Annotated in this window: 21 protein-coding genes; 7 read left to right on the top strand and 14 right to left on the bottom strand. The window is 73.6% G+C overall.

The window, feature by feature from the left end:
• Positions 1-14 precede the first annotated feature (14 nt).
• A complete protein-coding gene (locus tag ABEA42_RS03535; protein ID WP_345501216.1) occupies positions 15-2,336 on the top strand; it encodes a hypothetical protein in 2,322 nt (773 codons plus the stop codon).
• On the opposite strand, the gene ABEA42_RS03540 is transcribed toward ABEA42_RS03535, so the two are convergent.
• From ABEA42_RS03540 to ABEA42_RS03560, 5 genes are read right to left on the bottom strand one after another with little or no spacing between them, the layout of a single operon-like run.
• Positions 2,275-3,768 carry a hypothetical protein gene (locus ABEA42_RS03540; protein WP_345501218.1) on the bottom strand — a complete coding sequence of 498 codons (1,494 nt, stop codon included), beginning with the start codon at positions 3,766-3,768 and terminating at the stop codon, positions 2,275-2,277. The genes ABEA42_RS03535 and ABEA42_RS03540 overlap by 62 nt on opposite strands.
• A 14-nt stretch (positions 3,769-3,782) precedes the next feature.
• Entirely contained in the window at positions 3,783-4,529 is a 747-nt protein-coding gene (locus ABEA42_RS03545) for a glycosyltransferase (RefSeq protein WP_345501220.1), read from the bottom strand.
• A 1-nt stretch (position 4,530) separates the two neighbouring features.
• On the bottom strand, positions 4,531-5,433 hold the full coding sequence (locus ABEA42_RS03550) for a DUF5926 family protein (protein WP_345501221.1): 903 nt from the start codon (positions 5,431-5,433) through the stop codon (positions 4,531-4,533).
• 54 nt (positions 5,434-5,487) lie between these two features.
• Complete coding sequence (locus ABEA42_RS03555; protein ID WP_345501223.1) at positions 5,488-5,958, bottom strand: ATP-binding protein; 471 nt, start codon at positions 5,956-5,958, stop codon at positions 5,488-5,490.
• Positions 5,959-6,000: 42 nt separating this feature from the next.
• Positions 6,001-6,837 carry a glycerophosphodiester phosphodiesterase gene (locus tag ABEA42_RS03560; protein WP_345501225.1) on the bottom strand — a complete coding sequence of 279 codons (837 nt, stop codon included), beginning with the start codon at positions 6,835-6,837 and terminating at the stop codon, positions 6,001-6,003.
• Between the two features lie 68 nt (positions 6,838-6,905).
• Between ABEA42_RS03560 and ABEA42_RS03565 the strand changes: the two genes are divergently transcribed.
• Together ABEA42_RS03565 and ABEA42_RS03570 are read left to right on the top strand one after the other, a co-directional pair.
• Positions 6,906-7,394: an RNA polymerase sigma factor gene (locus tag ABEA42_RS03565; protein WP_345501227.1), complete on the top strand. Its 489-nt coding sequence runs from the start codon at positions 6,906-6,908 to the stop codon at positions 7,392-7,394.
• The gene (locus tag ABEA42_RS03570; RefSeq protein WP_345501229.1) at positions 7,391-8,053 is read left to right on the top strand and encodes a methylated-DNA--[protein]-cysteine S-methyltransferase; all 663 of its coding nucleotides are present in this window, start codon (positions 7,391-7,393) and stop codon (positions 8,051-8,053) included. Before ABEA42_RS03565 ends, ABEA42_RS03570 begins: the two co-directional genes overlap by 4 nt.
• On the opposite strand, the gene ABEA42_RS03575 is transcribed toward ABEA42_RS03570, so the two are convergent.
• A complete protein-coding gene (locus ABEA42_RS03575) occupies positions 8,050-8,664 on the bottom strand; it encodes a DUF421 domain-containing protein (protein WP_345501230.1) in 615 nt (204 codons plus the stop codon). The two genes, ABEA42_RS03570 and ABEA42_RS03575, sit on opposite strands and share 4 nt — an antisense overlap.
• Positions 8,665-8,778: 114 nt before the next feature.
• Between ABEA42_RS03575 and ABEA42_RS03580 the strand changes: the two genes are divergently transcribed.
• Complete coding sequence (locus tag ABEA42_RS03580) at positions 8,779-9,645, top strand: ROK family protein (RefSeq protein WP_345501232.1); 867 nt, start codon at positions 8,779-8,781, stop codon at positions 9,643-9,645.
• Here ABEA42_RS03580 and ABEA42_RS03585 read toward each other — a convergent pair.
• The 4 genes from ABEA42_RS03585 to ABEA42_RS03600 form a co-directional block, all read right to left on the bottom strand.
• Positions 9,626-10,162 carry a GNAT family N-acetyltransferase gene (locus ABEA42_RS03585; protein WP_345501233.1) on the bottom strand — a complete coding sequence of 179 codons (537 nt, stop codon included), beginning with the start codon at positions 10,160-10,162 and terminating at the stop codon, positions 9,626-9,628. The two genes, ABEA42_RS03580 and ABEA42_RS03585, sit on opposite strands and share 20 nt — an antisense overlap.
• A 14-nt stretch (positions 10,163-10,176) precedes the next feature.
• Positions 10,177-11,388, bottom strand: coding sequence for an ATP-binding protein (locus ABEA42_RS03590; RefSeq protein WP_345501234.1), 1,212 nt, complete (start codon positions 11,386-11,388; stop codon positions 10,177-10,179).
• Between the two features lie 179 nt (positions 11,389-11,567).
• Entirely contained in the window at positions 11,568-12,077 is a 510-nt protein-coding gene (locus tag ABEA42_RS03595; protein ID WP_345501235.1) for a DUF3806 domain-containing protein, read from the bottom strand.
• Positions 12,078-12,083: 6 nt separating this feature from the next.
• Positions 12,084-12,410 (bottom strand): rhodanese-like domain-containing protein, encoded by a 327-nt coding sequence (locus tag ABEA42_RS03600; RefSeq protein ID WP_345501236.1) that lies wholly within the window; start codon positions 12,408-12,410, stop codon positions 12,084-12,086.
• Between the two features lie 72 nt (positions 12,411-12,482).
• On the opposite strand from ABEA42_RS03600, the gene ABEA42_RS03605 reads away from it, so the two are divergent.
• Both ABEA42_RS03605 and ABEA42_RS03610 read left to right on the top strand, forming a co-directional pair.
• Positions 12,483-12,872, top strand: coding sequence for a P-loop NTPase family protein (locus tag ABEA42_RS03605; RefSeq protein ID WP_345501237.1), 390 nt, complete (start codon positions 12,483-12,485; stop codon positions 12,870-12,872).
• Positions 12,873-12,903: 31 nt separating this feature from the next.
• Positions 12,904-13,725, top strand: a complete 822-nt coding sequence (locus ABEA42_RS03610) for an MBL fold metallo-hydrolase (protein WP_345501239.1) — start codon at positions 12,904-12,906, stop codon at positions 13,723-13,725.
• A gap of 33 nt (positions 13,726-13,758) precedes the next feature.
• Here the strand turns inward: ABEA42_RS03610 and ABEA42_RS03615 are convergent, their stop codons facing one another.
• The 3 genes from ABEA42_RS03615 to ABEA42_RS03625 form a co-directional block, all read right to left on the bottom strand.
• Positions 13,759-14,415 (bottom strand): class I SAM-dependent methyltransferase, encoded by a 657-nt coding sequence (locus ABEA42_RS03615; RefSeq protein WP_345501240.1) that lies wholly within the window; start codon positions 14,413-14,415, stop codon positions 13,759-13,761.
• A 70-nt stretch (positions 14,416-14,485) separates the two neighbouring features.
• Complete coding sequence (locus ABEA42_RS03620) at positions 14,486-15,517, bottom strand: alpha/beta fold hydrolase (protein ID WP_345501242.1); 1,032 nt, start codon at positions 15,515-15,517, stop codon at positions 14,486-14,488.
• Positions 15,514-16,527 carry an AraC family transcriptional regulator gene (locus tag ABEA42_RS03625; protein ID WP_345501243.1) on the bottom strand — a complete coding sequence of 338 codons (1,014 nt, stop codon included), beginning with the start codon at positions 16,525-16,527 and terminating at the stop codon, positions 15,514-15,516. The genes ABEA42_RS03620 and ABEA42_RS03625 overlap by 4 nt, the downstream gene beginning before the upstream one ends.
• A 39-nt stretch (positions 16,528-16,566) precedes the next feature.
• Between ABEA42_RS03625 and ABEA42_RS03630 the strand changes: the two genes are divergently transcribed.
• Positions 16,567-16,857, top strand: coding sequence for a hypothetical protein (locus ABEA42_RS03630; RefSeq protein ID WP_345501245.1), 291 nt, complete (start codon positions 16,567-16,569; stop codon positions 16,855-16,857).
• A gap of 69 nt (positions 16,858-16,926) precedes the next feature.
• On the opposite strand, the gene ABEA42_RS03635 is transcribed toward ABEA42_RS03630, so the two are convergent.
• Positions 16,927-17,196, bottom strand: a complete 270-nt coding sequence (locus tag ABEA42_RS03635) for a hypothetical protein (RefSeq protein ID WP_345501247.1) — start codon at positions 17,194-17,196, stop codon at positions 16,927-16,929.
• Positions 17,197-17,238: the final 42 nt, after the last annotated feature.

Consider the following 17,238-nt stretch of genomic DNA (forward strand, 5'->3'; position numbering starts at 1 on the left):
CGTAGCCTGTACCGGTGACCCGCCGCGCCCTGCTCCGTCTCGCCGGCCTGCTCGCCATACTGTCGGCTGTCGTCCTCCCCGCCACGGTCCGCACGGCAGCCGCCACTTCCGCCACGTCCGCCCCGGCGCCGGCTGCCGTCACCCGGGCCCCCGTGGCCGCCGGGAACGAGCCCCTGGCCGCCCCCGACACCAACGACCCGAACCCGGTGATCCTCGTCGGCACCGGTGGCCTCACCTGGAGCGACGTCGACGCCAAGGCGACGCCGGCCCTGTGGTCGATGCTGCGCGACGGGTCCACGGCAGCGCTGTCGGTGCGCTCGGTCTTTACCAACACCTGCCCGATCGACGGCTGGCTCAGCCTGTCGGCCGGCGACCGGGCCGCCGCGGCCGGGCCCGGCAAGGGCGGCGACCGCTCGACCAGGGACCCGTGCCCCGCCGTGCCGACCGTCGACAGCGGGGTCGTCCCCGGCTGGAGCAGGTACGTGCAGGCCGCCGACGCCAAGCGCTTCGGCTCCAAGCCCGGCACGCTCGGCGAGACGCTCGCTTCGAACGAGCAGTGCGTGCAGGCCGTGGGCCCCGGCGCCGGCGTGGGTGCCGCCTACGTCTCCGGCGCGGTGCCGCGGTACGCCGCGTACGACGCCTCCCAGCTGACCGGCGAGCTCTCGCGCTGCCGGGTCACCCTCGTCGACGTGGGCTCCCTGCGCGACCCCGCCGACCTCCCGCCGGGCGAGCCCGCGGCGACCGCCTCGTTGTCGGGCTCGGGCGGCACGGGTTCGGGCGGCACGGGCTCGGGCACCAGCGGCGCCGGTGCCGGCAGCCGGGCCGAGCAGGCCGGGGTCATCGACAAGCGGATCAGCGAGGTGCTGCAGGCGGCTCCCAGCGGCTCCGACGTCATCGTCGCCAGCCTCTCCGACGCCGGGTCCAGCGAGCGGCTGCGGCTCGTCGCCGCGAAGGGTCCGCACTACGGCTCGGGCACGCTCGACTCCAAGTCGACCAAGCAGCCGGGGCTCGTCCAGTCGGCCGACCTCACCGTCACCCTGCTGCACGCGGCGGCCGTGCCGGTCCCCACCGGTCTCGGCGGGGCGCCCCTCTACCGCGGGTCCGCCGACGACAACTCCGAGTCGGCCGCGCGTGACCGGCTGCGCGGCCTCATCGACTTCGACGAGGCCAGCCACGAGGTGCACGCGCTGGTGCCGCCGTTCTTCAACGGGGTCGTCTACACGCAGATCGCGATCTACCTCTTCGCCGCCGTCGTCTGGCGCCGCGACTTCGGGTCGACCGACCTGCGGCTGCGCCTGCTGCGCATCGTGCGCCGGGTCGCCATCGTCGCCGCCACCGTGCCGGCCTCGACGTTCCTCGCCAACCTCATCCCGTGGTGGCGGTTCCCGGTGCCGATGCTGGCGATCATCGCCTCGGTCGGGCTCTTCGTGGCGATCCTGTCGGCCATCGCGTTCCTCGGCCCCTGGGGCCGGCGCCTGACCGGTCCGCTGGCCGCGGTCTCGCTGGCCACGCTGCTCGTCCTCGGCATCGACATCATGTTCGGCGGCCGGCTGCAGATCTCCTCGCTCATGGGCCTGCAGCCCGTGGTGGGGGGACGCTTCTACGGCATGGGCAACGTCACCTTCGCCCTCTTCGCCACCTCGGCGATCCTGCTGTGCATCGCGGTGTCCGGCTACTACGTCAAGCGCGGCCAGCCGCGCCGGGCGGCCCTGGCCGTGCTGGTCGTCGGCCTCGCCGCGGTCGTCATCGACGGGTCCCCGGCCTGGGGCGCCGACGGAGGCGGCCCGCCCGCGCTCCTGCCGGGGCTGGCCTACCTCGTCCTCGCGATCCTCGGCATCCGCATGACGTGGCGGCGCGGGGCACTCATCGGGGCGGTGACCGTGGGGCTGTTCCTGCTCGTGGGCTTCGTCGACTCGCTGCGGCCGACCGAGGACCAGTCGCACCTGGGCCGGTTCTTCGAGTCGCTGTTCAACGGGGGCGCGTGGGACATCGTGGTCCGCAAGCTCGAGCAGAACATCTCGATCCTGTTCGGCAACTACCGTTTGGCGCTGCTCGTCCCGATCGCCCTCGTCTTCGTCATCTACATCCTCGCCCGGCCGACCTCGTGGGGGTCCCGGGCGCTGGAGCGCTCGTACGAGGCGTGCCCGACGCTGCGGCCCGGCCTCATCGCCCTGCTCGTCATGCTGACGATCGGGTTCGCGATCAACGACTCCGGCGTCGCGATCCCCGCCAACGGCGCCATCATCGCGGTGCCGCTGATCATCGCGGTCAGCGTCAGGGTGCTGGAGGACGAGGCGCGGGCCGGCGCGACGACCCGCGCGAAGCGGCGAGGCTGAGCCAGCCCCAGACCGCGAGCACCAGCCAGGGCGCGACGCGGCGGCGTACCCCGAGGGTGAGGCGCTCGACCGACGGCGTCATGCCGACGACCCGGCCGGGCACGTAGGCGACACCCATCGTCGTGAGCCGCACGAGCAGGACGACGTCGAGGACACCCGGCGCGAGGAGCGGCAGTGCCACCCAGGTGAGCAGGTCGTACCAGGGCAGCGAGTACGGCGCGGCCAACGCGTAAGCCGCACTGAGCACCACCAGCCAGCGGGCAGCTGCGACCGTCGTCGACGCCGGCGTGGACGTCGGCGTGGACGCCGGGGACGCCGGCTCACGGGTGAGGCGGGCGAGCACCACGACGAGGACGACGGCCAGGACCACCGACAGGCTCGTGACGACGGTGCGGGCGGTCCCGGCGGCGAGGGGGCCGCCGGCGAGCCACTCGAAGAGCAGCCGCCACGGCGTTGCCAGCGAGATCGAGCGCCGGGCGCGGTCGAGCTGGTCGAAGACGTGCGGGCCGGCCCACAGGTGCAAGGGCACCGCGACGACGAGGGCAGCGACCACGACCAGCACGGCGCGGCGGACGAACGAGCCCCGCTCGTGCACCCACCACGCCAGCAGCAGGGCGACGCCCGCGACCCCGCAGGTGACCTTGGTCGAGACGGCCAGGCCCCCGACGAGTCCTGCCGCGAGTGGGCTGCGGGCGGCGACGACGAGGGCCGCGAGCGCCAGCGCCCCCGCGATGAGGTCGACGTGGGCCCCGAGGACACCGATCCCGAAGACCAGGGGGTTGAGGGTCCACAGGGTGTCGACGCGCCGCGGGTCCGCCCCGGCACGCCTCAGCAGCAGCCGCACCGCGAGCCAGGCGACGACGACCAGCACCTGCCAGGCCCAGACGGTCTGCCGCAGGTTGTCGCCGCCGACGAGGGAGCACAGCGCCTGGAGCGCGGTCGCGAACGGCCCGTAGATGCTCACCGTGTGCGTCCACGGCGGCTCCACCCGGCTGGTCACCGGGTCGCCGGCGGCCCACTGGTCCGGGGGCGTGAGGTACGGGTCTCCTCCACCGGCCGTGATGCGGCCGTAGGCGGCGTAGTTGGTGTGGTCGGCGGACCCGAACGGTGCGGTGAGCAGCGCGGCCACGCCCAGCAGCAGCGGCACCCGCCACTCCCGCAGGAAGACTGCGACGCGTACGGCCGCGGTCGGGGTGCGCGCTGCGTCGAGGAGGCGGCCGAGCACCCCCAGCGCGCCCACGACGTACGCCGCCCACAGCAGGGCCGTGACCCCGGCGGAGGAGAGGTGCCAGCCGAGGTCACCGGGCGCCCAGCCGCGTGGGCCGAGACCCGGCCGGGCGGCGTTGGGGCCGGAGACGCCGACGAGGAGCAGCAGGACGAACGACGCGGCGACACCGGCCGTCCCCAGCCGTGTCCGCACCGTGGCCCCCATGGGGTGCAGTCTGGTCAGCGCAGGCCGCGACGTGCGCGCCGACGCGCCAGGGCGAGGGCCACGTCGCGGTACTGGCGGGCCCGGTGGAGCTGCCCGCGCCAGTCGCTCCCGCTCACGCGGTGGTGCAGCTCGCAGGGCACCTCCTCGACGCGCAGCCCGGCGAGCAGCACGTCGACGGTCAGCCCGACCTCCACGCCCCAGCCCCTGGCCAGGGGGGTCGCCGCCTCGAAGGCCTCCCTCGTGATGCAGCGCATCCCCGACAGCGGCTGCACGGCCTCGAACCCGGTGAGGTCGGCGATGCCCTTGCGGGCCAGCCGCACCACGAAGCCACGGCCGCCACCGGGGGTCTTCTGCGGCGGCAGGGTGGCGATGGTCATGTCGGCCCGGCCCTCGAGCACCGGCGGCACGAGGGCTGCGACGTTGGACGCCGAGTCCTCGAGGTCGCCGTCGACGAACAGCAGCGGGCGGGACGGGAGCGACGCGTCGGCCCCGTGCTCGACCGCCTCGTGACGCGCGACGTGGGCCGCTCCGGTGGTCATGGCTGCGGCCTTGCCGCGGTTGCGGGCGTGCCGGGCGACCTCCGCGCCCGCCTCCCGCGCCAGCTCGGCGGTGGCGTCGGAGCTCCCGTCGTCGACGACGACGACGAGGTCCACGCCGGGTATGCCGCGCACGGCGGCCACCGTCGCGGCGATCCGCTCGGCCTCGTCCTTGGCCGGGAGCACTGCGGCCACGCCGACGCGGCGCCCGTCCGTGGACGTCATGTCAGCGGAGGGTGACCTGGCGGCTGAGCAGGCCCGACTTCGCCCGGCGCTCGTCGGCGGTGAGCGGCTCCGTGGAGGCGACCGCCGCGGCGTACCGCGTCATGAACGAGGCCAGCTCGGACTCGTAGTCGGCCGCGGACTTCTCCGGGTCGAGGTCCCACACCGGGACGAGCAGGCCGCAGGCGCGGAAGGCGCCCAGGAGGCGGGTCTCGCCGCCGAGGCCGCTCTCGCCGCCGGCGTGCAGCCTGGCCAGCGCGTCGGTGGCGACGTCCTCGTCCTCGGGGAGCACCAGGCGGATGTGCGTGCGCTCACCGATGCGGCACCAGTACGCCGAGGGCGCGGCATCCATCTTCGTGGTGGGGATGACGGACTCGTTAGCCCGCTCCAGCGACGCCTTCGCGTCGTCGTCGAGCTCGCTGTCGCCGACCCAGAAGTCGAAACCCTCGTGCACCGTGACCTCGAACGGCCTGGACAGGTCGAGCAGGTCCTGCAGGCGCGGGGTCTCGACCGTCGAGGCGGGGGTGGAGGCCACCGGGGTGCCCTGCTCGGCGCCGGCCGCGGCGAGCAGGCTGGTCGCGAGGTCGCGGGAGGCGTCACCGGAGACCGAACCGGACTGGGTGCCGAGGAAGACGGTGCCGTCGGCACGGTGCAGGCCCGGCCACGCCATCGGCAGCACGGTCGCCACGGTGACGTCGGTGGGCGAGGACTCGGGGGCCTTGCCCTCGGCGAAGGCGATGGAGGCCGTCGCGGCGGGAAGGATCTCGCGCATTGCGACCCAGTCCGTCTCGTTGGGCAGGCCCTCGAACGGCCGGGCCACGAAGGGAGCGGGCTCGACCTTCGTGCGCTGGTGGTCGGTGGAGCCCTGGTCTGCGCCGGTCCTGCGGCGCCGCGATGCCTTACCCATGGCGCAAACCCTAGTGGCCCGCCCTGCGCGGCAGTGACCGGCTGGGAGCCGCGGTCAGTGGCTGCGGCGGCGCGACGGGCCACCGAGGGAGGCCCACACGGTCGTGCCGTTGCGGTCCTCGGTGACGCCCCACTCGTGGGCCAGCGAGCGGACGATCCGCAGGCCACGACCCGACGGCGCCCAGATGGTGCGCGGGGCCGGACGCGGGCTGCTCTCGCTGCCGCCGTCGGTCACCTCGACCTCCACGACGCCCGCCTTGACCTTCCAGTGCACCCGCAGGTTGCCGTCGGAGAGCGGGCGCGCGTGCCGGATCGCGTTGGAGACCAGCTCGGAGACCACGATCTCGGCCTCGTCCACGACCACCGGCGGCACGTCACGGGTCCCGAGGTCGTCCACGAGCGTGCGGCGCACCTTGGAGACGCTGGTGGCGCGCCACGGCACCCGTACGGTGCGGGCGGAGTCTCCGCCCCTGCGGGGGGACGCCGGCACGGACCGCACGGGGCGGTCGGGGTGTGGTGCTGTCATGCCGTGCCAGATCCCATCGTCGCGGGAGAATTGGGACGGAGACTATCGACTCGTGCGCAGGGCGTCGAGGACTGCGCTCGGGTGGTTGCTGATGATCGCGTCCACACCGAGGTCGATGCAGAGCCTCACGTCGGCGGGGTCGTCCACGGTCCAGACGTAGACCTCGTGGCCGCGGCGGTGTTGCCGCGCCACGGTCTCCGGCCAGCGGCGCACGATCTGGATGTCGAGGCCGACGGTGTGGACGCCCCGCGGCAGCGACCCGTCACGGAACCGCAGGGGCACCGACTCCTCGATGAGGTACACGGCGGGGACCTCCGGGCACAGCTGGCGCATGCGCTGGACCGCCAGCTGGGAGAACGACATCACGCGCACCCAGTGCTGGCCGGGTCGCTGCGGGCCGTCGAGGCCGAAGTCGGCCAGCACCCGGGCGAGCTGGCGCTCGACGAGGCCGGCGTACCGGGTCGGGTGCTTGGTCTCGATGGCCAGGCCGATGGGCCGGTCAGAGGCGGTCACCGTGGTCAACAGGCTGCGCAGGGTGAGCAGCCGGTTGCGGTCACGGTCGGGCAGCTCGAGCTCCTGCGGGTGCGCCTGCTTCCACGAACCCCAGTCCATGCCCTCGAGCTCGGCGAGCTCCAGCGTGGAGACGCTGCCCCGGCCGTTGGACGTGCGGTTGACCCGGCGGTCGTGGACGCAGACGAGGTGGGAGTCGGCGGTGAGCCGCACGTCGCACTCCAGGGCGTCCGCCCCCTCCTCGATGGCGCGCCGGTAGGCCTTGAGGGTGTGCTCCGGCTCCGCGAGGCTCGAACCACGGTGGGCGATGACCAGCGGGCCCCGCCGTGGGACAGCACCGGACCGCACGGAGACGGCTTCGTCGGGCACGGCACCATGGTTCCATATCGGACACCGCAGGCCACGCCGGCTCACACGGAGAGGGGGTGCTGCGTTCGATGGGTGTGCAGCTACCCGCCTTCCAGCTCCTCGTCGACGACCACTGGCGGGACGTGGCCCGTCTCGCCCACGTGCTGGCCGGGCCCGTCGACGGCGACGACGTCGCCCAGCAGGCGTGGACCCAGGCGCTCGCGGCCTACCCGTCGCTGCGCTCGGCCACCAACCTGCGCAGCTGGCTGCTCACCATCACGCACCGCTGCGCGATGGACGCCCACCGCGGGCGTGCGCGCCGCGCGGTGCCGCACGACGACCCGGCCTCCCTGGCCCACCGCGTGCCCGTGGTCGACGGGGCCGACGCCGACCTGCCCGACGAACCGCTGTGGTCCGCGGTCCACGCCCTGCCCCCGAGGCAGCGCGAGGCCGTCGTCCTCAAGTACGTCGCCGACCTGGACCACCCGACCATCGCCGCCGCCCTCGGCTGCTCACCGGCCATGAGCCGGCGCCTGGTGAGCGACGCGCTCGCGACCCTGCGGAAGGACCTGCCATGAGCCGCACACCCACTCCTGCCGACGACCTCGGGGACTCCCTGGACCTCGACCACGGCCGCTCCCTCGACCCGGCTGACCCGCTCGCACCGCTGGGCCGGTTCGAGCCGCGCGGGCTGCGGCCACCGACCCTCGCCCCTTCCGACGTCGCCTACGTCGTGGAGGACACCGCAGTGGGCCGGATGCTGTTGGCGCGCAACGACTCCGGTGCCCTGGTGGCTTCTGCGTTCGTGCCCACCCCCGACGTGGAGGCGACCGTCCTGGCGCGGCTGAGCGCGAAGGTCTCGCCCCGCATCCTGCGCCAGCCGCGCGAGCTCGACGAGGCACGGCGTCAGCTCGAGGACTTCCTCGCCGGACAACTGCACGCCTTCACGCTGCGTACCGACCTCGCCATGGCCTCGGACTTCCAGCGAGTGGTGCTGCCGCGCCTCGCCACGTCCGTGGGGTACGGCGAGCGCGCGACGTACGGCCAGCTGGCGCGGCTCGTGGAGCGCCCGTCGGCGGCGCGCGCCGTGGGCGCGGCCCTCGGCGCCAACCCGCTGTGCGTCGTGCTCCCGTGCCACCGCGTCGTCGCGTCGAGCGGTGCGCTGACCGGGTACGCGGGCGGGCTCGAGGCCAAGCGCTTCCTGCTCGACCTCGAGTCGGCCGGGGCGACCGCCTAGGGCTGGGGACGCGGCGGCTGGAGCTGCTGGAGCTGGGCGGTGAGGGTGTCGACGGCCCGGCGCAGGTCGGCGATGGTCGCGCTGTGCGCCTCCGGGCGCAGGTCGACGCTGACGGACCCGCCGGGCTCGATCAGGACCTGCCGCACCTCGGAGAAGGAGTCGGCGCCCTGGGCCTGGATGGCGTTCGCGAGCTCTTCCTGGGTCATGCCGAGGCGGCGCAGGGCCGCGTGGTCGACCACCCCGTCGGCGACGACCTGGGTCGCCTTGCCGCTGAGGAGCCAGGCCACCCGGGGGCTGTGCATCGACCAGTGGTCCAGGACCGCGTTGAACGTCACGAGGACCAGGGCGCCGATGAGCCCGCCGAGGAGGGAGTTGTCCTCGCCGATGATGGCGTTCTGCACGACGTTGCTGAGCAGCAGGACGACGACGAGGTCGAGGGAGTTCATCTGCGCCATGAGCCGCTTGCCGGCGACCCGGATGAGTGCGGCGATCCCGAGGTACACGGCGACGGTGCGCAGGACCTTCTCCAGCACCGGCATCTGGAGGTCGAGGAGGTCGCTGCCGATCCCCTGGGACGCGGCGGTGACTGCGGTGTGGACGTGCTCGATCATGCGGGCTCCTCGGCTGGGTCCGCTCAACGTAGCCGTGCCGAGCCGCCTGCGAGGGCCCTGGAGCCCGGGCCCTCAGCCTCCCCTCAGGCCGGCCGGCATGACAGGGTTCTGCCCATGGGTCCGGCGCTGACGGTCGCAGTCGACATCGGTGGAACCAAGGCCCTGCTCCGGGCCGAGGACGCGACGGGCGTGGTGGTCCACGAGCGGCGGCTGGCGACGGGCCGTGACACCACGCCCGGGCAGCTCGACGACGTGGTCGACGGGTTCCTGCACGAGGTCGGTGCACCCACGGCCCTGGCCATCGCGTGCCCCGGGCTGGTCGCCACCGACGGGACCCGTGTCGTCGTCTCGGACGTCCTGCCGCGGATCGAGGAGTGGCGGCCGCGTGCCCTCGACCGGCACCCCGGCTCGCGCCTCGTCAACGACGTCCGTGCGGCCCTGTACGGCGCCCAGCAGGCCCACCCACACGTGGACGACCTCGCGGTGGTCGTTGCCGGGACCGGCATCGCCGCCTGCTTCACCAGCAACGGCCGGGTCCACCGCGGTGCCGACGGCTGGGCCGGCGAGCTGGGCAGCGTGCCGGTGCGCGCCGGGGGCGAGGTGGGCACGCTCGACTCGGTCGCCTCCGGTGCTGCCATCCTGTCCCGCCTCGGTGCGTCTGCCGACGAGGTCCGCGCGCTGCTGTCTCGCGGCGACGAGGACGCGCAGGCAGCCGTGGAGGGGGCCGGCCGGGCCCTCGGTGAGGCCTTGGCCACGGTGCTCAACCTGCTCAACCCAGGCCTGCTCGTCCTGGCCGGTGGGGCCCTCGCCTTCCCCGGCTACGGGGAGGCCGCCCTGTCCGCAGCCCGACGCTGGACGCTCCCGGAGCTGTGGGGGTCAGGGGCCGTGACCGTCGACGGCGACCCCGGCACCCTGGTCCTGCGAGGCGTCATGGCAGTCGCCCGCGGCGCGACACCCCCGTTCAGGGGCGGCGGGTCGTGAACAGCGTCGTGCCGTGGACGGGATCCACCTCGGTCCGACCCGTCTCGACGAAGCCGAGCTTGGCCAGGACCCGGCGCGACGCGGTGTTCCAGTCCCACACCGTGGCCCATACCCTCCGGTGGCCGCACGACCCCGCCCAGCCGAGTACGGCGCGCGCGGCCTCGGTCGCGTACCCGTGGCCCCGGGCGCGGGTCAGCAGCTCGAACGCGAGCTCCGGCTCGTCGGCCGCTCCTCGTCCACTGTCGACCAGGCCGCAGTAGCCGATGACGTCGGCCTCGGCGCTGCGTTCGACCGCGAGCAGCCCGGTCGCCCACAGCTCGTCGCTGCGGATCGAGTCCTCGAGCTCGTCCACCGTCGGGTGGCCGTCGTTGTCGATCCGCCGGCGCGGCGGGACGCGTGGGTCGCGTTCGGTCCACAGCTGGTGCAGGACGACCCCCTCACCCGGCCGCCAGGACCGCAGCACGAGGCGCTCGGTCTCGAGGACGACCCTGTCCCCCGGACCCGTCGCGCGCGCCATACGGGTGGTGGGCCTCAGCCGGTGGCGCGCAGGTAGCGGCCGAAGTGGGGGACGGTGAAGGCGATGCGGCCCCGCTCTCCCGAGTAGATGAGGCCCTTCTTGAGCAAGGCGTCGCGAGCCGGCGACAGCGACTGCGGCTTGCGGTCGAGCAGCGTCGCGACCGCCGACGTCGGCACGGACTCGGTCTCGTCGACTTCCTCACCCGACTCCACGAGCGCCACGGCGGCGTCGGCCATGGCGCGCAGGTACTCCCGCTCGGCCGGGGTCGCCCGCTCGAACCGCGAGCCGAAGAAGCCGACCGCGAGCTCGGCCTCTGCCTCCGGGGCAGCGACCTTGACGTCGTCGGCGGTGATCGGGGTGCGGGGCGCGACGTCCCACGCGACCTTGCCGTAGGCCTGGACGAAGTACGGGTACCCGGCCGTGGCGGCGTACATGGCCTGCAGCGCCTCGGGCGTGAACTCCGCGCCCTCGTCCTGCGCCGGTGCCACGAGGGCCAGGTCGGCGGCGGCGCGGTCGAGGCGGTCGATGCGCTGGTAGCGGAAGAGCCGCTCGGAGTAGGACTTCGACGCCGAGAGCACCGCCGGCAGGTGTGGGAGCCCGGCGCCGACGACGATGACGGGCAGCCCCGACTGCGAGATCTCGTGGCAGGCGGCGCAGACGGCCGAGACGTCCTCGGCGGAGAGGTCCTGCATCTCGTCGACGAAGACGGCGACCCCCTTGCCGACGTCCGCCGCGAGGCCACCGACGTCGGTGAGCAGCTCGACGAGATCGATCTCGATGTCGCCGGAGTCGGCGCGGCCGGTGACGGCGGGTGCGTCGATGCCGGGGTTCCACTTCTCGCGCAGCTTGGCGCCGGGGGCGGCGTCGCGCTGGGCGAAGGCCTTGATGACGCCGAGCACGTGGTCGACGTCGTCACCCTGAGGGTGGCCCAGCTCGCGGACCGCGACGTGCAGCGCCGCCGACAGCGGGCGGCGCAGGCCCTGGTCGGGGCGCGCCTCGAGCTTGCCGGTGCCCCAGTGCGCGCGGACCGCTGCCGAGCGCAGCGCGTTGAGCAGCACCGTCTTGCCCACCCCGCGCAGCCCGGTCAAGACGATGGAGCGCTCCGGACGCCCGCGGGCGATCCGCTCCAGCACGATGTCGAACGCCTGGAGCTGCTCGTCGCGGCCGGCGAGCTCGGGCGGCCGCTGGCCGGCGCCGGGGGCGTAGGGGTTACGGATCGGGTCCACGATCGCAGGGTATGGGTCCGTCTAGGGATATCCCGAGAGGCGCGGATACGCGGGCATCGTGTCGGCCTCGCGGCTCCTGTGTCATCCACAACGATGGACGTGTATGCGACTTTCTAGCGGGGAGTCGATACAGCGCCATACTCCCCGATCCGGGTTGCTCGGTACGACGTCCGCTTCCGTCAGCGGCGGGTGCGGCGGCGCACGATGTGGCCGACCACGGCGGGGATCCAGCCGGTCTCGCCGCGCATCCAGCGCCCGGCCACGAGGTTGTGGGGCACCACGACGAAGGTGCCCTTGAAGCCCTCGGTGAGCGCGAGGTCGGTGCCGAACACGTCGGTCACCACCTGCCAGTCGAGGTCGGTGTGGCGGTCGAGGTGCTCGCCGATGCCGATGGCGTAGCGCTCGACGACGGCGGCGTGGTCGGGCCGGTCCTCCTCGCGGGCCTGCGCCCAGGCGGTGTAGGCGGCATCGAGGCCCTTGCTGAGCGAGGCCAGGTCGTCGACGTCGACACCCTCGGCGTCGAGCGTCCCCAGTGCGGCCTGGATCCGGGCGGTCTCGTCGGGGCCGAGGCCCTTGACCAAGGGTCGCAGGGACTCACCGTCGGCGACGAGCTGGTCACCGGCCGAGGCGAGCTCGAGGTCCTCGACGGGCTCTGGCTCCTCGTCCTTGCGCCGACCGAACCAGGCCATCGTCGGCTACTTGACCGAGGGGGAGCCGGAGTCGGCGACCAGCTGCTTGCCCTCGCGGTGCCACGCCTGCATGCCACCGTCGACGTTGGCCACGTCGAAACCCTGCTGCGACAGCCACGCCACGGCGCGCGACGACCGGCCGCCGGCGCGGCAGACCACGCCGAGGGTGCCGGCGTCGGGGTCGGGCAGGTCACCGAGGCGCGCCGGCAGCTCGCCGAGCGGGATGTGGACGGCCCCGGGAGCGTGGCCGGCGTCCCACTCGTCCTGCTCGCGCACGTCGAGGATGAGCGCGTCGTCGGGCAGCTCGGTCACGGACACCTGGGGGATGTTCATGCCCGCCATCCTGCCACCGAGGGGTTCTGCTCGCCGAGGCATGTCGCGGCGGCCGCGGTTAGGGTCGGGAACATGACTGAACATGTCCCCGTCGGCCACACCCCGGACCGTGGACTCACCATCACCCTGAACACCCCGTTCGTGGAGTCGCTCAGTCCCGAGCAGCTCGACCACTACGTGCGGACCGTCGTCGAGCTGAGCGCGACCGCCGGGGACGCGCGCCTCGACGACCTCACCGCGAAGCTGCGCGACCGCCTCGAGGACGGCGACGTGCGGTTGCCCGACACGTCGTACGACCGGCTGGCCCAGCAGCTCGCCGAGGCGAGCGGCGCGCCGCTGTCGATCATCACCGACCGCGACGACCTCCTGTACGGCGAGCGTGACGCCCTCGCGGCCAACCACATGCCCGAGTCGCCCGGCACCGCCGACCCCGAGCACCCGGACCGCCCCACCTACTCCTGAGCGTCCAGGCGCAGTGAGCCACCCGGATCCCTTGCAGGTCCGGTGGATCCACGGGTCGGAGTCGGCCAAGCACAACACCGACCCGGACCTGCAGGTCCACTGGCACGACGACGCCACGGTGATCCTGCGCCAGAACAAGGCGATCAACTACGAGGCGCCGTTCCTGTTCCTGCTGTTCGGGGACGAGCGCGCCCTGCTGCTGGACACGGGGGCGACTGCCGACGCCGCGCTGTTCCCGCTCCGCAGCACCGTCGACGCCCTGGTCGGTCAGTGGCTGCACCGCCATCCGCACGCCGGGTACGAGCTGCTGGTCCTGCACACCCACTCGCACGGTGACCACGTCGCGGGGGACGGGCAGCTCGCCGACCGGCCTCGCACCACCGTGGTCAGCGCAGACCGCGGGTCCGTGTACCGCCACCTGGGCCTGACCGCCGACCTGGACTGCTCGGCGCGACTGGACCTCGGCGGCCGGGTGGTGGACTGCATCGCCAGCCCGGGCCATGACGCGGCCGCGGTGACGTACTTCGATGCGCACAGCGGATTCCTCCTGACCGGGGACACGGTCTACCCGGGGCGGCTCTACGTCGAGGACCCCGCGGCATACGCGTTGACCATCGACCGGCTCGTCGCGTTCGCGGACACCCACCCGGTGAGCCACGTGCTCGGCTGCCACATCGAGATGAGCACCACCCCGGGCGAGGACTACCCCGTCCGCACCACGTTCCAGCCGGACGAACCGCCGCTGGAGATGACCGTCGAGCAGCTGCGCGACGTCCGACGCGCGGTGGCGGAGGTCGGCGACCGCCCCGGCCGTCACGTCTTCGACGACTTCGTCCTGCAGCTCGACGGCTAGGGGCGACTGGGTCGGGACGACCAGGGCGGACGGCTAGGCCGGGACGGTCGCGCTGGCCGTGACGGCCGTGCCTGCGATGTGGGTGTTGAACGGCAGGAACGGTGAGCGGATCCGGTACGGCTGCAGGTCGACGCTGCCGAACCCGGCCGACCGGATGACCCCGGCGAGGTCCCGTTCGCACGAGCACCCCTCGAACAGCCACGCCCACGGTCGACGCAGGAGGCGCTGCGCCGTGCGCGTACCCGTACCGTCCTCGGCCACGACGTGCTCGACGAAGCTGAACCGGCCCCCCGGTCGCAGGATCCGTCGGACCTCGCGCAGCACCGCCTCCGGGTCGCCGACGCTGCACAGCACCAGGCTGGAGATGACGGCGTCGACGCTGGCATCGGGCAGGTCGACCTGCTCGGCGACGATGCTGCGGACCTCGAGGTCGACGCCGTGGGCGCGCGCTGCCCTGCGAAGGCGGGCGTGCATGTGGCGGTTGGGCTCGATGGCGATGAGCCGGGCGCCGGGCGGCAGGTAGCGCAGGTTGGCCCCGACCCCCGGGCCGAGTTCGACCACGGTGCCGGGCAGGTCGGCGAACACCTCCGCCTTGTGCTGCCGCATGTGGCGGTCGAGGTAGCCGCCCATGACCTGGAAGAAGGCGGAGTTGAAGCGTCCGAGGACCGGGTGGTCGCGATGCGTCGTCATGGATCCAGCGTGTCCGGGGCGCGCTGGTGCCGTCAGCCGTGGAAACACCGCACTTCCGCGTCGGTGGACCTCACGGGGTCGGGTTCGACGCGGCGTACCAGGCCGCGACCTGGGACCGGGAGCGGAAGCCCAGCCGCGCGCGGATCCGCTCGACGTGCGACTCGGCGGAGCGCTCGGTGATCACCAGCTCCTCGGCGATCTGGCGGTTCGACCAGCCCCGGGCCACCAGCCGCGCCACCTCCGTCTGGCGCGGGGTCAGTGGTGGCGGCGCCACCTCCTGTTCGAGGGCGGGCAGCCCCAGCCCGGCACGTATGGCGCGCAGGAGGGCGTGGGTGTCGCCGGCGAAGGGCAGGTGGGTGCGGCCGGGGAGCACGGTGAGGGTCGAGCCGGGGATCCCGGCCGCCAGCCGCTGCCCCTCGGCGAGCGGCACGGCGCGGTCGTCCTGGCGGTGGACCACGGTGGTGCGGGCGGTGATCCGAGCGAGGTCCTCGGACACGTCGATGGCGTAGCACGCGGCCAGCAGCTGGTGGGCCATGGCGGCAGGGGCCGAATCGCGTTGGTACCGGGCGAAGACGGCTCTGAAGCCCGCGTCCGCTTCCGGGGCGAAGATGTCGGTCAGCACGTCCGACGCCAGGCCCCAGTGGCTGTCGACCAGCCCGAGCACGTGCTGCCGCACCGCGGGGGAGGCGACCCCGTCGCCGTGGACCCACCCGCCGTACAGGACCAGCCGCCCCACCGAGGTCGGGTGGCGGGCAGCCCACCGCACCGCGAGCGGCGCCCCGAAGGAGGCACCGACCAGGTCGAAGTGCTCGGTGCCGACTGCTTCCGCCACCGCGGCCAGGACCTCCAGCTCCAGCTCGGCGACGTCCGTGCGGTCGGTGGGCCCGGATAGGCCGCACCCGGGCCGGTCGTACCTCACCAGGGTGCGGCCGGTCGCCAGCCCCTCGTAGAAGCGCCGCTCGGCTGGGACCGCCCAGCCCAGCTCGAGGTGGGAGACCCAGCCGGGCACGTAGACCACGGCCGGGCCCCGGCCGGTGACCGCATACGCGATGGCGGTGCCGTCCGCGAGGTGGGCCGTGCCCCTCGTCGGACCCGCCCTCACCGCGCTCCGTCCGAGCTCGCGCGCCAGGTGCTCGGCGAGGAACCGTGGTGGCGCTTGAACGCGCGGCTGAAGGCCTCCTCCGCCTCGTAGCCCACGCGGTGGGCGACGGTAGCGACGGGCAGGGTGGTCGTGCGCAGGAGGTCCTCGGCCACGTGCATGCGCCAGTCGGTGAGGTAGCGGATCGGGGCGAGGCCGAGGACGGCGCGGAAGCGTTCGTCGAGCACCGTGGACGACACGGCGGAGACGCGGGCCAGGTCGGCCAGCGCCCACCGGCGGCCGGGGTCACCGTGGATGGCGGCGAGCGCGGGCGCGATCACGGTGTCGCGCAAGGCAGCCGGCCAGCCGGTGGCGGTGGCCGGGGCGTTGGAGAGGTGCAGCTTGAGCACCTCGCGCAGCAGCAGCTGGGGTATGTCGGTGGGCGCGGCGAGGCAGTCCCCCGCGGTCTGGCTCGTCTGCTGGAGGACGAGGTCGCTGCTGGCCCGGACCCACGAGCGCACCGGGCCCTCGGGCGGCGTCACGACGAACACCGGTGGGAAGACCCCCATCCGGGGGTCGAACAGGCGGTCGTCGCAGGCGAGGAAGCCGCACACGAGCTCGCTGCGCGCGCCACCCGTGCCGTGGACGATGTGCGGCAGCGTGGTCCACGGCGGTGGGTCGATGAGCTGGGCGATGGAGACCGGCTCGGCCGCCTCGTGCCCACCCATGCGGTGCTGGTCGTTGTAGGGGAGGACGATCACATCGCCCTCGTGCGCCCAGACCTTGTGCGCGCCCGCCTCGATCCAGCAGCTGCCTGCGAGGACGACGTGGAACAGGACGAGCCGCGCGGCGTCCGGGGCCAGCACGGCGGCGACCTCGCGGCCCGTCAGCGACTCGTAGGCCCAGGCCTCGGTGTACACGCTGTGCAGGAAGATCGCGCCGGAGAGGTGGATCCGCGTCAAGGCGTCCGCGAGGGCGGTGGATCGGTCAGCCCCTGCGGCGTCTGCGTCATGGCCCGACCGCGTGACGGTCATGAGACTGAGTGTGTCAGCACCTCAGCGAAGGAGACAGAGATGTCGAGCGCCGACCAGTTCAACGCCACACGGTTCTCCCGGTGGGTCAACAGCCACCCGGGAAGAGTCTTCCGGCTCGTCGGCGGCCTCGCGTGGCTCGCGTTCGCCGTCGCCTTCCGCAACCACTGGTGGGGAGTGGCGGCCGGGGTATGGAGCTTCTTTCCCTTGAGCGCAGGGCTGTTCGACGTGTGCTGGGTCAGTGCCGCGCTCGGAGGTCCGCTGGCGGGACGGACGATCCGCGCCGGACAGGGTCGAGTCACATCCGCGGTCCGCGTCAGCCCGCTCGGCTAGGGACGGACTTCTGACCTCGCTGGGGGGCTGCCAGCGCGGGTCGTGCGCGTCGTACGGGCCCCTGGTGCGTCAGGCGGTGCCGTCGCTGCGCGTACCGGGGAGCTCACGGTCGGCGCGTGCGACCCAGGCCAGGGCCTTGACGCTCTCCCAGGTGCCGGGCTTCAGCCCGTCGGCAGCGGTGTGCGCGGCATCCCGCAGGCGAGCACCCTCCGGCAGGTCCTTGGCCTCGATCGCCAGCAGTGCCAACGCCTCCACGCTCTCCCAGGTACCGGGCTTGAGGCCGGTTGCCGCGTCGAGCGCGCGCTGCAGCGGGGGTCGTCCGTCCGCGGTCTTGGCCATCGGGGGTCTCCTCGGGTCATGGTGGTTCGTTAGGGACTGGTC

It is taken from the genome of Pedococcus ginsenosidimutans (assembly GCF_039544395.1).
Lineage (GTDB): Bacteria > Actinomycetota > Actinomycetes > Actinomycetales > Dermatophilaceae > Pedococcus > Pedococcus ginsenosidimutans.

Coding starts and splice junctions, on each gene's coding strand:
- ABEA42_RS03550 (WP_345501221.1), bottom strand. CDS start 5,433: ATGGGTAAGGCATCGCGGCGCCGCAGGACCGGCGCAGACCAGGGCTCC.
- ABEA42_RS03545 (WP_345501220.1), bottom strand. CDS start 4,529: ATGACGTCCACGGACGGGCGCCGCGTCGGCGTGGCCGCAGTGCTCCCG.
- ABEA42_RS03565 (WP_345501227.1), top strand. CDS start 6,906: ATGGGTGTGCAGCTACCCGCCTTCCAGCTCCTCGTCGACGACCACTGG.
- ABEA42_RS03635 (WP_345501247.1), bottom strand. CDS start 17,196: ATGGCCAAGACCGCGGACGGACGACCCCCGCTGCAGCGCGCGCTCGAC.
- ABEA42_RS03570 (WP_345501229.1), top strand. CDS start 7,391: ATGAGCCGCACACCCACTCCTGCCGACGACCTCGGGGACTCCCTGGAC.
- ABEA42_RS03595 (WP_345501235.1), bottom strand. CDS start 12,077: ATGGCCTGGTTCGGTCGGCGCAAGGACGAGGAGCCAGAGCCCGTCGAG.
- ABEA42_RS03555 (WP_345501223.1), bottom strand. CDS start 5,958: ATGACAGCACCACACCCCGACCGCCCCGTGCGGTCCGTGCCGGCGTCC.
- ABEA42_RS03575 (WP_345501230.1), bottom strand. CDS start 8,664: ATGATCGAGCACGTCCACACCGCAGTCACCGCCGCGTCCCAGGGGATC.
- ABEA42_RS03585 (WP_345501233.1), bottom strand. CDS start 10,162: ATGGCGCGCGCGACGGGTCCGGGGGACAGGGTCGTCCTCGAGACCGAG.
- ABEA42_RS03630 (WP_345501245.1), top strand. CDS start 16,567: ATGTCGAGCGCCGACCAGTTCAACGCCACACGGTTCTCCCGGTGGGTC.
- ABEA42_RS03615 (WP_345501240.1), bottom strand. CDS start 14,415: ATGACGACGCATCGCGACCACCCGGTCCTCGGACGCTTCAACTCCGCC.
- ABEA42_RS03540 (WP_345501218.1), bottom strand. CDS start 3,768: ATGGGGGCCACGGTGCGGACACGGCTGGGGACGGCCGGTGTCGCCGCG.
- ABEA42_RS03605 (WP_345501237.1), top strand. CDS start 12,483: ATGACTGAACATGTCCCCGTCGGCCACACCCCGGACCGTGGACTCACC.
- ABEA42_RS03580 (WP_345501232.1), top strand. CDS start 8,779: ATGGGTCCGGCGCTGACGGTCGCAGTCGACATCGGTGGAACCAAGGCC.
- ABEA42_RS03600 (WP_345501236.1), bottom strand. CDS start 12,410: ATGAACATCCCCCAGGTGTCCGTGACCGAGCTGCCCGACGACGCGCTC.
- ABEA42_RS03625 (WP_345501243.1), bottom strand. CDS start 16,527: ATGACCGTCACGCGGTCGGGCCATGACGCAGACGCCGCAGGGGCTGAC.